Genomic DNA, 13644 nt, shown 5'->3' on the forward strand with positions numbered 1-13644 from the left:
GGGCTTGGGGTGAGCTGCGTCCGCCGCGTCAGGCGAGGGCGGCGGTGAGGCGGATCTCGCGCAGCAGCTGCTCGTCCGTGTCGCCCTCGACGACGACGCGGTCGCGGTACGCGCTGTCGGGCGCGAAGCCCCCCGCCTCGAGGAAGCCTCGGGTGCCGGCGTCCTCGGCCGGGACCCAGGCGTAGGCGTGGGTGAATCCCGCGTCGCGCAGGAGGTCCACCACGGCGTTGAGCAGGCGTGAGCCGTGGCCCTGGTGTCGGGCGTCCGGGTGCACACCGAGCGTGAGGATCTCGCCGTCACCGTCCTCGGCGTCCGGGTCCTCGCACGGACCGAGCGCCGCGTAGCCCACCACCTGCGGCCCGGTGCACGACACGACGAGCACGTGCCGCGGCGACGGCGGCTGCTCCAGCGACGCCCGCCAGGCGCGGGCGAAGGGGAGGGGCTCGAAGCGCTCCAGCGTCTCCGCCGGCACCAGCCCCGCGAAGGCCTCCCGCCACACGGCCGACTGGACCGTGCCCACCGCCGGGGCGTCGTTGACGCGGGCCTGACGGACGCTGGCGTCGGCCGCGACGCCGGCCGACCCCTCGAGGGGGTGGTCATGCCCGTGCTCGTGCTGGTGCCCGTGCTGGTGGTCGTGCCCGTGCTGGTGGTCATGCTGGTGGTCGTGCCCGTGGTCGCTCACCGACCGATCCTCTCAGACCGACATGCGAGCTACTGACCGGTATCGTGACGCAGCACACCTCGACCGGGCCCCCAGCCCTTTGCGGGTGCCGTCGCGGGCGAGGATACTGAGGCCCATGTATGGCGACGACGTCATCGACCCGGACGAGCCGCTGAACGCGGCCGAGACCGACGACTACACCCAGGCCCGCGTGGCCTCGGCCGACGCGGACCGGGCCCCGGGTGACTCTGCGGCGTTCGACGAGCTCATCGCCCGGGACCTGCGGATCGAGCCCCGGGACGACATGCCGGACGGCTACCGGCAGACGCTCATCCGCCAGATCGCGCAGCACGCGCACTCCGAGATCATCGGGATGCAGCCCGAGGGCAACTGGATCACCCGGGCCCCCAGCCTGCGTCGCAAGGCCATCCTCATCGCCAAGGTGCAGGACGAGGCCGGGCACGGGCTCTACCTCTACTCCGCCGCGGAGACCCTCGGCGTCGACAAGTCCGAGCTGCTCGACAAGCTGCACGCCGGCAAGCAGAAGTACTCCTCCATCTTCAACTACCCGACGCTCACCTGGGCCGACGTGGGCGCCATCGGCTGGCTGGTAGACGGCGCGGCGATCATGAACCAGGTGCCGCTGTGCCGGTGCTCCTACGGCCCCTACAGCCGCGCGATGATCCGCGTCTGCAAGGAGGAGTCCTTCCACCAGCGGCAGGGCTTCGAGATCCTGTGGGTGCTCGCTCGTGGCACCGACGAGCAGAAGGCCATGGCCCAGGACGCCGCCAACCGGTGGTGGTGGCCGGCCCTGATGATGTTCGGCCCCGAGGACTCCGGCGAGGCGGCCCAGCAGGGCCACACCGCGCAGAACATGGCGTGGGGGATCAAGCGGTTCAGCAACGACGACCTGCGCCAGAAGTTCGTCGACATGACGGTCCCGCAGGCGCAGAAGCTCGGCATCACCCTCCCCGACCCCGACCTGCGCTGGAACGACGAGCGCGGCCACTGGGACTTCGGCCGGATCGACTGGGAGGAGTTCTGGCGGGTGCTCAAGGGCGACGGGCCGTGCAACGCCGAGCGAATGAGCAACCGGATCAAGGCTCACGAGGACGGGGCGTGGGTGCGAGAGGCCGCCAACGCGTATGCCGCCAAGCAGGCCTCCCGCTCGAAGGAGAGTGCCGCATGAGCGAGGCCACCTGGCCCCTGTTCGAGGTCTTCGTCCGCGCCAAGCGAGGCCTGTCCCACGTCCACGTGGGGTCCCTGCACGCGCCCGACGCGACCATGGCGCTCCACAACGCCCGTGACCTCTACACCCGTCGTCAGGAGGGCGTGTCGATCTGGGTCGTGGAGGCCGACAGCATCACGGCGTCCAGCCCGGACGAGCGCGGCTCCTTCTTCGACCCGAGCGCCGACAAGGTCTACCGCCACCCGACGTTCTACGACGTGCCGGAGGACGTGGAGTACCTATGAGCGCCAGCACCGTCGCGGGACCCTCGTCCCCGCCCCCTCCCGGCACGTCCGGGACCCTCGCCGACTACGTCCTCGGCCTCGCCGACGACGCCCTCGTCTACACCCAGCGCCTGGGGGAGTGGGTCGCCGACGCCCCCGCCATCGAGGAGGACATGGCGCTCGGCAACATCGCGCTCGACCTGCTCGGCCAGGCCCGCAGCCTGCTGACCTACGCCGGCTCGCTCGACGGGACCGGGCGCTCCGAGGACGACCTCGCCTACCTGCGCGACGAGCGTGAGTTCCGCAGCGTCCACCTCGTCGAGATGGAGCGCGGCGACTTCGGCGTCGAGATGGCGCGGCTGCTGTGGTTCTCCACCACCCGCCTCGCGATCATGCAGCGGCTCGCGCGCTCCGAGGACGAGACCCTGCGCGGCGTCGCCGGCAAGGCCGTCAAGGAGCTGGCCTACCACCGCGACCACGCCCGCAACTGGGTCGTCCGCCTCGGCGACGGCACCGAGGAGTCGCACCGGCGGATGCAGGAGGCGCTCGCGGTCGTCGAGCCCTATGTCACCGAGCTGTTCGTCGACGACCACGCTGCCGTCGCGGCGGCGGGGTCCGGCGCCGGCGTGCGGCCGAGCGAGGTCGAGGACGAGGTGCGCTCGTATGTCGAGGGCGTGCTCGCCGAGGCGACGCTGCGTCCGGCCGACCCGTCCCGCTGGACGGCGCGCGACGGGCGCCGCGGCATCCACTCCCGGCCGATGGGCTACCTGCTCGCCGAGATGCAGCACATCGCGCGCTCGCACCCCGGCGCCACCTGGTGACGGCGATGCAGGCGGCGGCGCGGCCCGGCAGCTTCGCGTCCACCCAGGTCGCGGACGCCATACGGGCCATCCCCGACCCCGAGATCCCGGTCATCTCCATCGACGACCTCGGCATCGTGCGGTCGGTCGAGCTCGACGAGGAGCGGCGCCTGGTGCGCGTCGTCATCAGCCCGACCTACTCCGGCTGCCCCGCCATGGGCCTGATCGAGGACCTCGTGCGCCACGAGGCGACGCGCGCCGGCCTGTCGGCGGAGGTCGTCACCCAGCTCTCGCCGGCGTGGAGCACCGACTGGATGAGCGAGCGCGGTCGGGAGCGGCTGCGCGAGTTCGGTATCGCCCCGCCCACCGCCGGCGCGGCCGGGGGCACCGACGGACCGGTGCCAGTGCAGCTGACCCGGCACCAGGTGCGCTGCCCTCGTTGTGGCAGCGACCAGACCACGGAGGTGGCCCGGTTCGGGTCCACCGCCTGCAAGGCGTTGCGCCGGTGCGACGCCTGTCGTGAGCCCTTCGACGAGTTCAAGGTGATCTGATGGCCCTGCTCAACAAGCCCGCGCGGCACCGCCCCCAGTTCCACCCCCTCACGGTGGCCCACGTCGAGCCGCTCACCGACGACGCCGCGGCGATCACCTTCACCGTGCCGGACGACCTGCGCGACGAGTTCACCTTCGCGCCCGGCCAGCACCTCACGCTGCGCCTCGACCGCGACGGTCAGGAGCAGCGCCGGTCCTACTCGATCTGCCTGTCCCGCAAGGCCGCTGCCGAGCGTGGCGTCCTGCGGGTCGCTGCCGGTCGCGTGGCCGGTGGCGCCGTCTCACCCTGGCTCATCGACGACGTGCGCCCCGGCGACACCATCGAGGTCATGCCGCCGCTCGGCTCCTTCGTCGTGCCCACGGACGCCGACCGGGCGCGCCACCACGTGGCGATCGCCGCCGGGTCGGGCATCACGCCGGTCCTGTCGCTGCTCACGACCGTCCTCGAGGAGGAGCCCGCGAGCCGGGTGACCCTGCTCTTCGGCAACCGGGCCACGAGCTCGATCATGTTCCTCGAGGAGCTCGAGGACCTCAAGAACCGCTACCGCAGCCGGTTCCAGCTCATGCACGTCCTGTCCCGCGAGGCCCGGGACGTCGACCTGTTCAGCGGACGGCTGGACGAGGAGCGGCTCCGCCGGATCTTCGACTCCCTGGTCCCCGTCGACACGGTCGACGAGTGGTACCTCTGCGGGCCCTTCTCCCTGGTCGAGAACGCCCGCGAGGTGCTGGCCGCCGAGGGGGTCGACAAGGACCACGTGCACTTCGAGGTCTTCCACGTCGACGACGAGCCGCGGGCCGAGACCGACCCCGGGGTCGGGGCCGCGGGCGACCACACCGGCGTCCTCGCCCGGGTCACCGTCAACCTCGACGGGCGCACGACCGAGATCGCCATGACCGACCCCGGCGAGACGATCCTGGCTGCGACCCTGCGGGCCCGTCCCGACGCGCCCTACTCGTGCACCGGTGGCGTCTGCGGCACCTGCCGCGCCCGCCTGGTCGAGGGCAAGGTCCGCATGGACCGCAACTACGCCCTCGAGGAGGACGAGGTCGCCGACGGCATCGTCCTTGCCTGCCAGTCGCACCCGGTCACCGACCACGTGCGGCTCGACTACGACGCGTGACCCGGCCCTTCCGCGCAGCGGTCGCGCTGCGCTCGATGGCCGCTCCGGTGGCGCTCGCCGCTGCCGCGGGCCTGGCGATCGCGGGGTGCCAGGGTGCGCCAAACCGTCCGCTGCCGACCACGGCGACCACCAGCGACGCCGGTGCCGGGTCCCCGACCGCGGCACCCACGACCAGCATCCCCGACCTCGGGGCGCCGAGCCTCGGTGACGTGGCGCCGGGCACGTCAGCGACCGGAGCACCCTCCGCGCCAGGGGGTGCGGTGGCGGGCGAGGCAGGGCGACTGGCCGCTGCCGCAGCGGGATTCGTCGCCGCGGCGAGCAGCGTGCGGGCGGTCGGCACGCTCAACGTCCAAGGGGCACCCATGACCTTCGACCTGCGCGGCACGAGGGACGGGCTGAGCGTCCGGGGCACCGTCTCCATGGGCGTGTCGGCGCCGTTCGAGCTCCTGCGCAGCGAGGGGCGCACGTTCGTGCGGTCCACGGCCCTGACGGGGGGAGCCCGGGGACGCTACGTGCAGCTGTCCGGGGCTGCGGCCAACCAACTCGCCGTCCTCAGCATCAGCGACATGCTGGACGCCTTCGAGGGGGCCGTGCGCGCCGCGACCGGTCGCACCTCGGTGGGCCGCACGTCCTACGAGGGCACCCAGGCCTACGAGCTGCGCTCCGGCGGCGCGACGACGGCGATCGTCGCCGCCGACGGGTCCGGGCGGCTGCTTCGGCTCAGCTCCTCCGCCCCGCGCACGGCCGGCACGGTCACCTTCAGCGAGTGGGACGCCGTGCCCCGCATCGTGCCGCCCGCGATCCGCGACGTGGCTCCGGTCTCGGGCGCCTGACCGCCCGTCAGTCGCCGACGGGCCCCGGGCCCACCGGCACGACCTGGTCGTCCGGACCGCCCGAGTGGTCGTCGTCCCTGCTGATGCGATAGAGGACGTGGTGGCACAGCTCGTTCGCGGGGTCGATCAGCGGGTGGTCGAAGTCGTCGGCGAGGGCGTGCCGCATGCCGATGCGCTGCATGACGGCACGCGAGCGCAGGTTGACCGACGGCGTGAAGGACACGATCTCCTGCAGCCCCAGCTCGTTGAAGCCCACGTCCAGGGCGGCGATGGCGGCCTCCGTCGCGTAGCCCTGACCCCAGGCCGACCGGACCAGGCGCCAGCCGATCTCGACGCACGGCGTGAACGCGGCCTCGAAGCTCGGCTGCGACAGTCCCGTCAGGCCGATGAACGCCCCGGTGCTCCGCTCCTCCAACGCCCAGAACCCCCAGCCGTGATCGTCGACGTGGGTGCGGGCCCGGCCGAGGAGCTCGTCGCTCGCGGCCCGGTCCAGCGGTGCGGGGAAGTAGGTCATGACCTCCGGGTCGGCGTTGAGCGACCCGAACGCCTCGGCGTCCTCGTCCCGCCAGGGCCGCAGGACCAGTCGCTCCGTCGTCCGTGACCGGCCGGGCTGCAGGTCGGGGATCCGGGTCGGTCGGGCGGCGGTCCGGTCGGGCTGGGATGGCGGTGGCGCGGTCGGCATACCGCCGAGACTAGCCATGCCGCGTCACCGAACTGATAAGAGTTCTCACCTGCATCTGGTGTGGCATACTCCGAGAACCAGCCCGACGGTGCCAGGAAGCCGGTGAGAGACCGGCGCGGTCGCGCCACTGTGACCTGGGTCCGCGAGGGACCCCGGGAGCCAGGAACTGCCTGTCGGGTCCACTGCGAGGGGGACGCGTGATCCCCGATCTCAAGGAGTGCGCAGATGCACATCGCCGAGGGCTATCTCCCCCCGTGGCACGCCGCCGCGTGGACCGCCGTCGCCACCCCGTTCGTCGTCCACGGAGCCCGCCAGGTCGTGCGCGAGGTCCGTGAGCATCCCGAGAGCCGCCTGCTGCTGGGGGCCGCCGGGGCGTTCACCTTCGTCCTGTCCGCGATCAAGCTCCCGTCGGTGACGGGCAGCTCCAGCCATCCCACCGGCACCGGGTTCGGCGCCGTCCTCTTCCGCCCGCCGGTCATGGCTCTCCTCGGCGGCATCGTCCTCGCCTTCCAGGCGCTGCTGCTCGCCCACGGGGGCATCACCACCTGGGGCGCCAACGTCATGAGCATGGCCGTCATCGGCCCCTGGGTCGGCTACGGGCTCTATGCCGTATGCCGTCGCGCCCGGCTGCCACTGCTGGTCGGCGTGTTCGCGGCGATGGCCGCGGCCGACCTGGCGACCTACCTGACGACCGCCTTCCAGCTCGCGCTGGCCCACCCCGATCCCGCGAGCGGGTTCCCCGGGGCGCTCGCGAAGTTCCTCGGCATCTTCGCCGTCACCCAGATCCCGCTGGCCCTGGCTGAGGGCTTCCTCGGGGTCCTGGCCTTCCGCGTCCTGCGGGACGTCGCGGCCCCCGAGCTGCGGCGCCTGGGCGTGCTGCCGCGCGAGGACACCGGATCGGTCGACGCTGACCGGCCGTCGTCGGGCTCGTCGGGCTCGTCGGGCTCGTCGGGCTCGTCCGCTGCGGCCGTCACGACGGAGGCCTGAGCATGCGAGCGCGCCGACACCTGCTGACCGCCGCGTGCCTGCTGGCCCTCGTGGCGTTGTTCGCCGTCCCGCTGTGGCTGGACTCCCGGCGCACCGGGCCGGACGAGCGCTTCGTCGGGACGGACTCCGCCGCGACCAGCGCGATCGAGCAGACCCACCCGGACTACCAGCCGTGGTTCCGCAACCTCTTCGAGCCGAGCGGCGAGGTCGAGTCGGGCCTCTTCGCGCTGCAGGCCGCCGCCGGTGCGGGCGTCCTCGGTTATGCCGTCGGCTACCTGCGAGGACGCAAGAACCCCCGCCCGCAAGGCTCCGCCTGAGGTGGCCGGCCTGGCGATCGACGACGCCGCGTGGGCCGGCGCGTGGCGGACGCGAGCCGTCGGTGACAAGGCGCTGCTGAGCCTCGGGCTGGTGCTCGTCGCGCTGGTCCTGCCGCCGTGGCCCGCGTCGCCCCTGGTGGCCCTGACCAGCGTGATCGTCATGGTCGGGCCAGCGCGGGTGCCGCCGTCCCTGGTCCTGCGTGCCCTGCGCGCGCCGATGGCCTTCATCGTCGCCAGCGGGCTCTCGGTGGCGGTCAGCGTCGGCGCCCAGGCACCGGGCGAGGGAGGGGCCGGGCCGTCGGCATACGGCCGATGGGGTCCGCTCGCGGTCACCCCCGAGAGCCTCGAGGCAGCCGTCGGGCTGACCGCGCACGCCGTGGCCGGCACGCTCGCGGTGCTCGTCCTCGCCAGCACCACACCCATGGTCGACCTGCTCGCCGCGCTGCGCCGGCTGCGCGTCCCGGACGCGTGCGTGGAGGTGGCGTCGCTGACCTACCGCCTGCTGTTCGTCCTCATGGACGCCGTGCGCTCGATCCGCGAGGCCCAGGCCGGACGGCTCGGCTATCACGGGCATCGCGCCTCGCTCCGCTCGGCCGGGATGCTCACCGCCGCCGTGCTGACCCGGTCGTGGGACCGGGCCCGCCGGATGGAGGAGGGGCTCGCGGGTCGCGGCTACGAGTCCGCGCTGGTGACCCTGCCCCGCGAGCAGCAGCGGTCCGGTGGTTTCGTCGCCGTGAGCCTGGTCGTGCTGGCGCTCCTCGTCGCGTCCTCGATGGCGGTCTCCACGCTGGGGGGCGGGTCGTGAGCCACCGCGACGACTGCCGGCACCCTCCGCTCGCCGGGTCGGCCGAGCGGCTCGTGGCACGTGGGCTGCACGCCGCCTATCCCGGCGGACCTCCCGTGCTCGTCGGGGCGGACCTGCTGGTCAGGGCGGGGCGTCGCACGGCGCTGCTCGGCGCCAACGGCTCCGGCAAGACGACGCTGCTGCGCTGCCTGGCCGGTGGCCACCAGCCGTCGGGCGGTGAGGTGGCGGTCGACGGGGCACGGGTCGACTACTCCCGCAAGGGGCTTCGGTCCCATCGGCAGCGCGTGCAGCTCGTGCTGCAGGACCCTGACGACCAGCTGTTCAGCGCCGACGTCACCCAGGACGTGTCCTTCGGGCCGATGAACCTCGGGCTGCCCGTGGGTGAGGTGCGCGAGCGGGTGGCCGAGGCGCTCGCCCTGCTCGGCATCGAGCACCTGGCGGACCGGCCGACGCACCAGCTGTCCTACGGCGAGCGCAAGCGGGCCGCCACGGCGGGGGCCGTCGCCATGCGCCCGGCGGTGCTGCTGCTCGACGAGCCCACGGCGGGCCTGGACCCGGCCGGCGTCGAGGAGATGCTCGGCGCGCTGGCCCGGCTCGAGGAGCACGGCACCACCGTCGTGCTCGCCACCCACGAGGTCGACCTCGCGCTCGCGTGGGCCGACGAGGCCGCGGTCGTCGTGGACGGCGCGGTGACGCAGGGCCCGGTCGAGGACGTCCTCGGCGACGACCTGCTCGTCGGCCGGGCCAGGCTGCGTCGACCGTGGGCGCTGGAGCTCGCCGACCGGCTCGCGGGGTCGGGCCTGCTCGAGCCGGGCGTGCGGCCGCGCGACGTGGACGGGCTGGTCGCCGCGCTCGCGGGACGGACCGCGTCCACGGCCTGAGGCCCGCACGCCTCCCGCCTCCCGGCACCGACGGGGCTGGTGCGTCGAGGGGACGCAGCTGGCTGGTGCGTCGAGGGGACGCAGATGTCGGTGCGTCGAGGGGACGCAGATGTCGGGGACACGCCGTGCAACGCGACGTTCGAGACCCCTCGCCGTCCGCCGATGCCGCCCGCCGATGCCGCCCGCCGATGCCGCCCGAGCGCCCCAGCCCGCGCCAGAGGGCGCCCGGTCAGCGCGGCCGGTCAGTCGCGCATGGCCTTGATGATCGCGACGGCCTGGGTGATCCGGTCGTGGCCACCCGGCTCGCGGGCGGCCCACCACGCGTTGTCCAGCTCGCGCAGGATCGTCCACGCGCGGGCCCGGGCGGGGTCGATGCCCGCCGCGTCGCACGCGTAGTCCACGCGGAACCGCAGGTGGTTGCGCAGGTTGTGCGCGCGGGCCGCCTCGTCCCAACGGTTCCACAGCAGCGGGGCGACGGTGAGGGCGAGCTCGCCGGCGACGGGCTTGGGGTCGATCGCCAGCCAGCCGTCGACCGTCCCGGCACGCGTCGTGCCCGGGTCGGGCACGCGCAGGACGTTGGCGTCGTGCAGGTCGCCGTGCACCAGCCGGGCGTCGACGCCGGGGTCGGCCGCGAGCTCGGCGGCCAGGTGGAGGCCCTGGTCCACGACGCGGGGCGGGACCGGTGGGGGTGAGGTCGTCAGTCGTTCGCGGATGCGCCCGCACCAGGCGCTGGCCGTGCCGAGACGCGCGATGGCGGGTCGGTCGAGGAGGGCGTGCAGGCGTCCCACCGTCTCGCAGGCGTCGAGGACGGGCTCGCGCCCCAGGTCTCGCTCCGGGTCGAGCCGTTCGAGCAGCAGGGCCCAGCGCGCGGGGTCGGCCGCCAGCAGCCGCACCGCGCCGGACCCGTCCCACGCGCGCAGGGCCAGGTGCTCGTGCGCGGCCTCCGCGTGCGGCCAGCTCACCTTGAGGGCGGCCGGTGCTCCCCGGCGCAGGACGGGTATGACGACCGCGCACTGCCCGTGGCGGGGTCGCCCGTCCACGGCGAGGTCCTGCTCCGCGAGCAGCTCGTCGAGGACGCCGGGCAGGCGTCGCAGCCAGGTGTCGCCGTCGACCGCGTCCCGGACCGACTCGTCCGCCGGGCGGCCGGCCATCAGGGCGGTCAGCGAGGGAGGGACGAGGTCGCGGGTCGTGTCGCTCACGAGGCCAGCCCCGGGAAGGCCCGCAGCGGCACCCCCCACGCAGCCCCGGCCGTCACGGTGTCGACGACCAGCCGGGTCGTGGTGGTCACCGCCTCGGACGACCCCGATCCCGCGGACCACGTCGTCCCGCACGCCGTCTCGAGCGTGGTGAGGGCGTGGGTGACGAGCCGACGGGCGGCCGCCGCGTCGCGCACGGGGAAGGGCAGGGGATAGCCGGCCGGCGGCGCCCCGGTCGAGGCGCCCCGCGACTTGAGGCGCACCACGACGCCCGCCACCCGGTCCAGCTCTGTCGCGAAGGGGGCGCGGGCCTCGGCCGGCGTGCGGGCGGCGGCCACCTCCAGGTGGTAGCGCGCCCGCCGGTGCGCCGCCAGCAACCCGGCGTCCGCGGGCGAGGCGGTCTCGCCCCAGGCCGGCCAGGACGGGGGCGCCCCCAGGACGGCGGCCAGGCGCGCCCGGCACGCCGCGAACGACGCCAGCAGCGGCAGCTGGCCGGCGTGGGCCGTCGCGAGCTCGGCCAGGGCCGCCGGTGACACGGCGCCGGCCTCGGCCCGGGCGACGGCAGTCCGGTCGGGCGGGGCGGTCGGCGTCGACCCGTTCGGTGTCGACCCGTTCGGTGTCGACACGGCGGAGGCCGACGCCGACGCCGACGACGCGGCCGACACCGTCGACCCCGCCGACGATGCAGCCGACGCCGACGACCCTGTCGCCGCAGCCGACACCGTCGACCCCGCCGACGATGCAGCCGTGGAGGAGGCCGTGGGGGAGGCCGCGGGGGAGGTGCGTTGCGCGTCCGGCACCCGGCGGTCGCGCAGCACCTGGTCGAAGGTGCGGGCCTGGACGGCGTGCAGGCGCGATGCCGTCACCCCGTCACCGGCCAGGCCGGTCGTCATACGGCCGAGGTCGGTCGACGCGCGCCAGGCGGCGAGCAGCAGCGCCTCGTCCTCGGTCGGCTCGCGGGTGGGGATCAGCGGCACGCGAGGGGCGTCGTCCTCCAGCCGGACCCGGCAGGCGGTCAGCAGCGCGAGCGGGGCGAGGGAGGCGGCCGTCAGCAGCGCGCGCCGCGAGGGCACCCCGGCGACGTCGCGCGGGGTGAGCGGGGCGGGCGGGGACGACCGGTCGACCATGGCTGCGATCCTGCCACCCGGGCACGGGGCGCGGACGACGTGACACAGCCCGAGAGCACCGGACGCGTGCTGTCATCCCGCTCGCCCGCTCGATAGAGTTCCAGCAGGGCCGATGGCATAGGGTGTGGACTTTGCCGGGCCCCGCGCACAGACGTGCCGCGGCGCAGGCGCACATCACCGAAAGCGGAGGCAACGATGGTCACCCGGAGCACCGAGCAGGACGTCCGCACGCTGCTGGACCCCGCGCTCGCCGAGCTGGGGCTCATGGTCGAGCAGCTCACCGTGCAGCAGGTGGGCAAGCGCCGCCTCGTGCGACTGACCGTCGACACCGACCTGGTGACCACGCCACCCGCCGACGAGACCACGGCCGTCGAGCCGCTCGACCTGGACCTGGTGGCCGACGCCACCCGACGCGTGAGCGAGCTCCTCGACGAGTCCGAGGTCATGGGCGAGCAGCCCTACGTCCTCGAGGTCGGCTCGCCCGGCGTCGACCGGCTGCTGACCGAGCCGCGACACTTCCGGCGCAACGTCGGTCGGCTCGTCAAGGCCTCGACCCCCGACGGCCAGGTCACCGGGCGCGTCGTCGCCGCCGGCCCCGAGCAGGTCACCCTCGAGGTCACCACCAAGGGTTCGTCGTCGACCCGGCAGCTCGCCTATCCCTACATCGCCCGCGCCCAGGTGCAGGTCGAGTTCACCCGCGCGACCGAGGAGAAGAACTGATGGACATCGACATGGCGGTCCTGCGGATGCTCGCCACCGAGCGCGAGATCCCGCTCGAGGTGCTCGTCAAGACCATGGAGGACGCGATGCTCCTCGCGTACTCCAAGACGGAGGGGGCGGCCCGCCGTGCCCGCGTCGAGCTCGACCGCAAGTCCGGCAAGGTGACGGTCTGGGCCCTCGAGGACCTCGAGCCCGTGGCCGAGGGCGAGCCGCGCCCCGAGCCCAGGGAGTATGACGACACCCCCGCCGACTTCGGGCGGGTCGCCGCCTCGACGGCGCGCCAGGTCATCCACCAGCGCATGCGTGACCTCGAGGACGAGTCCGTGCTCGGCGACTTCCGCGGCAAGGAGGGCGACATCCTGTCCGGCGTCGTCCAGCAGAGCTCCAACCCGCGGGTCGTCCAGGTGGCCCTCGGTGGGGGCGTGGAGGGCGAGCTGCACGTCTCCGAGCAGGTGCCGGGTGAGCGCTACGTCCACGGCGACCGCATCCGCTGCTACTGCGTGAGCGTCAAGCGGGGCAACCGCGGCCCGCAGATCATGTTGTCGCGCACCCACCCCAACCTCGTCCGCAAGCTCTTCGCCCTGGAGGTGCCCGAGATCGCCGACGGCACCGTCGAGATCGCGGCGCTGGCGCGCGAGGCCGGGCACCGCACCAAGATCGCCGTCATCGCCAAGGCCCCCGGCGTCAACGCCAAGGGCGCCTGCATCGGGCCGATGGGAGCCCGCGTCCGCGCGGTCATGACCGAGCTGCACGGCGAGAAGATTGACATCGTCGACTACTCCGACCAGCCCACCGAGTTCGTGGCGTCCGCCCTGTCGCCGTCCCGGGTGCTGTCCGTCGAGGTCGTGGACCCCAAGCTGCGCGCCGCCAAGGTCGTCGTGCCCGACTACCAGCTGTCGCTCGCCATCGGCAAGGAGGGGCAGAACGCCCGCCTCGCCGCCAAGCTGACGGGCTGGCGGATCGACATCCATCCCGACACCCCCGTGGGTGGCCGGCAGGCACCGGCCGACCCGGGCCCCGCCGACGCCGAACCGGGTGCCTGAGGCTCCCGGCCCGCCCGGCGAGCAGGGCTCCCCGCACGGCACGGTGCGACGACACGCCCGGGGACACGGTAGGATGGATCAGTCCGGTCGCACGACCACCACGACCTCGCCCGCCCCGGGTCCCGCCCGAACGTGCGTGGGCTGCCGTGGTGTCGGTGACCGGGCGGCTCTCCTGCGAGTGGTGGCGGAGCCGGACGAGCGTGGATCCCTCCACGTCGTCCCGGACCCGCTGCGACGCAGGCCCGGACGTGGAGCCTGGCTCCACCCGGACCCGGCCTGCCTGGAGCTCGCCGTGCGCCGCAAGGCGTTCGGGCGTGCCCTCCGTGCGGACGTCATGACCGACGTCGCCGCGCTGCGGGCGTGGGTGGAGAGCGAGCACGACCGGCCCTGACGGCACCCGTCGCCGAGGCCGTGACAGCACCGTCCGAGAACCGAAAGCGGGTTTGACGCTATGAGCACCCGATGAGT

The 13644-nt window shown here is 74.0% G+C and carries 17 protein-coding genes and 1 riboswitch; of the genes, 13 read left to right on the forward strand and 4 right to left on the reverse strand.

What is annotated here, in order from left to right; genetic code table 11:
• Positions 1 to 28: 28 nt before the first annotated feature.
• Entirely contained in the window at positions 29 to 682 is a 654-nt protein-coding gene (locus tag K313_RS0108140; RefSeq protein WP_029211201.1) for a GNAT family N-acetyltransferase, read from the reverse strand.
• Positions 683 to 797: 115 nt separating this feature from the next.
• On the opposite strand from K313_RS0108140, the gene paaA reads away from it, so the two are divergent.
• Genes paaA through K313_RS0108170 form a run of 6 tightly spaced genes read left to right on the forward strand, consistent with a single transcriptional unit; the run spans position 798 to position 5418 of the window.
• Complete coding sequence (gene paaA, locus K313_RS0108145) at positions 798 to 1850, forward strand: 1,2-phenylacetyl-CoA epoxidase subunit PaaA (protein ID WP_029211202.1); 1053 nt, start codon at positions 798 to 800, stop codon at positions 1848 to 1850.
• Positions 1847 to 2134 carry a 1,2-phenylacetyl-CoA epoxidase subunit PaaB gene (paaB, locus tag K313_RS0108150; RefSeq protein ID WP_019284231.1) on the forward strand — a complete coding sequence of 96 codons (288 nt, stop codon included), beginning with the start codon at positions 1847 to 1849 and terminating at the stop codon, positions 2132 to 2134. The genes paaA and paaB overlap by 4 nt, the downstream gene beginning before the upstream one ends.
• Positions 2131 to 2934, forward strand: a complete 804-nt coding sequence (gene paaC, locus K313_RS0108155; protein ID WP_029211203.1) for a 1,2-phenylacetyl-CoA epoxidase subunit PaaC — start codon at positions 2131 to 2133, stop codon at positions 2932 to 2934. The genes paaB and paaC overlap by 4 nt, the downstream gene beginning before the upstream one ends.
• 5 nt (positions 2935 to 2939) lie before the next feature.
• A complete protein-coding gene (gene paaD, locus K313_RS0108160; RefSeq protein WP_029211204.1) occupies positions 2940 to 3464 on the forward strand; it encodes a 1,2-phenylacetyl-CoA epoxidase subunit PaaD in 525 nt (174 codons plus the stop codon).
• Positions 3464 to 4585: a 1,2-phenylacetyl-CoA epoxidase subunit PaaE gene (gene paaE / locus K313_RS0108165; protein WP_029211205.1), complete on the forward strand. Its 1122-nt coding sequence runs from the start codon at positions 3464 to 3466 to the stop codon at positions 4583 to 4585. The genes paaD and paaE overlap by 1 nt, the downstream gene beginning before the upstream one ends.
• Positions 4582 to 5418, forward strand: coding sequence for a hypothetical protein (locus K313_RS0108170; protein ID WP_029211206.1), 837 nt, complete (start codon positions 4582 to 4584; stop codon positions 5416 to 5418). Before paaE ends, K313_RS0108170 begins: the two co-directional genes overlap by 4 nt.
• Positions 5419 to 5425: 7 nt before the next feature.
• Here K313_RS0108170 and K313_RS20500 read toward each other — a convergent pair whose 3' ends face one another.
• Complete coding sequence (locus tag K313_RS20500; protein ID WP_029211207.1) at positions 5426 to 6100, reverse strand: GNAT family N-acetyltransferase; 675 nt, start codon at positions 6098 to 6100, stop codon at positions 5426 to 5428.
• Between the two features lie 92 nt (positions 6101 to 6192).
• Positions 6193 to 6269, forward strand: a riboswitch (cobalamin riboswitch).
• A 56-nt stretch (positions 6270 to 6325) separates the two neighbouring features.
• On the opposite strand from K313_RS20500, the gene K313_RS0108180 reads away from it, so the two are divergent.
• Genes K313_RS0108180 through K313_RS0108195 form a run of 4 tightly spaced genes read left to right on the forward strand, consistent with a single transcriptional unit; the run spans position 6326 to position 9090 of the window.
• Complete coding sequence (locus tag K313_RS0108180) at positions 6326 to 7087, forward strand: energy-coupling factor ABC transporter permease (protein ID WP_029211208.1); 762 nt, start codon at positions 6326 to 6328, stop codon at positions 7085 to 7087.
• A 2-nt stretch (positions 7088 to 7089) separates the two neighbouring features.
• Positions 7090 to 7404, forward strand: coding sequence for an energy-coupling factor ABC transporter substrate-binding protein (locus K313_RS0108185; RefSeq protein WP_029211209.1), 315 nt, complete (start codon positions 7090 to 7092; stop codon positions 7402 to 7404).
• Between the two features lies 1 nt (position 7405).
• Positions 7406 to 8209 carry a cobalt ECF transporter T component CbiQ gene (gene cbiQ, locus K313_RS0108190; RefSeq protein WP_029211210.1) on the forward strand — a complete coding sequence of 268 codons (804 nt, stop codon included), beginning with the start codon at positions 7406 to 7408 and terminating at the stop codon, positions 8207 to 8209.
• Entirely contained in the window at positions 8206 to 9090 is an 885-nt protein-coding gene (locus K313_RS0108195; protein WP_029211211.1) for an energy-coupling factor ABC transporter ATP-binding protein, read from the forward strand. The genes cbiQ and K313_RS0108195 overlap by 4 nt, the downstream gene beginning before the upstream one ends.
• 242 nt (positions 9091 to 9332) lie before the next feature.
• Here K313_RS0108195 and K313_RS0108200 read toward each other — a convergent pair whose 3' ends face one another.
• Together K313_RS0108200 and K313_RS0108205 are read right to left on the reverse strand one after the other, a co-directional pair.
• Positions 9333 to 10289, reverse strand: a complete 957-nt coding sequence (locus K313_RS0108200) for an aminoglycoside phosphotransferase family protein (protein ID WP_156911242.1) — start codon at positions 10287 to 10289, stop codon at positions 9333 to 9335.
• Positions 10286 to 11413: a ferritin family protein gene (locus K313_RS0108205; protein WP_029211213.1), complete on the reverse strand. Its 1128-nt coding sequence runs from the start codon at positions 11411 to 11413 to the stop codon at positions 10286 to 10288. The genes K313_RS0108200 and K313_RS0108205 overlap by 4 nt, the downstream gene beginning before the upstream one ends.
• Before the next feature lie 195 nt (positions 11414 to 11608).
• On the opposite strand from K313_RS0108205, the gene rimP reads away from it, so the two are divergent.
• From rimP to K313_RS0108220, 3 genes are all read left to right on the forward strand, one after another.
• On the forward strand, positions 11609 to 12133 hold the full coding sequence (gene rimP, locus K313_RS0108210) for a ribosome maturation factor RimP (protein ID WP_029211214.1): 525 nt from the start codon (positions 11609 to 11611) through the stop codon (positions 12131 to 12133).
• A complete protein-coding gene (nusA, locus tag K313_RS0108215; RefSeq protein ID WP_029211215.1) occupies positions 12133 to 13176 on the forward strand; it encodes a transcription termination factor NusA in 1044 nt (347 codons plus the stop codon). The genes rimP and nusA overlap by 1 nt, the downstream gene beginning before the upstream one ends.
• Before the next feature lie 73 nt (positions 13177 to 13249).
• Complete coding sequence (locus K313_RS0108220) at positions 13250 to 13567, forward strand: YlxR family protein (RefSeq protein ID WP_051274059.1); 318 nt, start codon at positions 13250 to 13252, stop codon at positions 13565 to 13567.
• The last annotated feature ends 77 nt before the right edge of the window (positions 13568 to 13644 follow it).

It is taken from the genome of Arsenicicoccus bolidensis DSM 15745 (assembly GCF_000426385.1).
Taxonomy (GTDB): domain Bacteria; phylum Actinomycetota; class Actinomycetes; order Actinomycetales; family Dermatophilaceae; genus Arsenicicoccus; species Arsenicicoccus bolidensis.

Excerpts from the sequence above, each read along its gene's own strand:
- paaA (WP_029211202.1), top strand. The coding sequence starts at position 798 with ATGTATGGCGACGACGTCATCGACCCGGACGAGCCGCTGAACGCGGCC.
- paaB (WP_019284231.1), top strand. The coding sequence starts at position 1,847 with ATGAGCGAGGCCACCTGGCCCCTGTTCGAGGTCTTCGTCCGCGCCAAG.
- paaC (WP_029211203.1), top strand. The coding sequence starts at position 2,131 with ATGAGCGCCAGCACCGTCGCGGGACCCTCGTCCCCGCCCCCTCCCGGC.
- paaD (WP_029211204.1), top strand. The coding sequence starts at position 2,940 with ATGCAGGCGGCGGCGCGGCCCGGCAGCTTCGCGTCCACCCAGGTCGCG.
- paaE (WP_029211205.1), top strand. The coding sequence starts at position 3,464 with ATGGCCCTGCTCAACAAGCCCGCGCGGCACCGCCCCCAGTTCCACCCC.
- K313_RS20500 (WP_029211207.1), bottom strand. The coding sequence starts at position 6,100 with ATGCCGACCGCGCCACCGCCATCCCAGCCCGACCGGACCGCCGCCCGA.
- K313_RS0108180 (WP_029211208.1), top strand. The coding sequence starts at position 6,326 with ATGCACATCGCCGAGGGCTATCTCCCCCCGTGGCACGCCGCCGCGTGG.
- K313_RS0108185 (WP_029211209.1), top strand. The coding sequence starts at position 7,090 with ATGCGAGCGCGCCGACACCTGCTGACCGCCGCGTGCCTGCTGGCCCTC.
- K313_RS0108205 (WP_029211213.1), bottom strand. The coding sequence starts at position 11,413 with ATGGTCGACCGGTCGTCCCCGCCCGCCCCGCTCACCCCGCGCGACGTC.
- rimP (WP_029211214.1), top strand. The coding sequence starts at position 11,609 with ATGGTCACCCGGAGCACCGAGCAGGACGTCCGCACGCTGCTGGACCCC.
- nusA (WP_029211215.1), top strand. The coding sequence starts at position 12,133 with ATGGACATCGACATGGCGGTCCTGCGGATGCTCGCCACCGAGCGCGAG.
- K313_RS0108220 (WP_051274059.1), top strand. The coding sequence starts at position 13,250 with ATGGATCAGTCCGGTCGCACGACCACCACGACCTCGCCCGCCCCGGGT.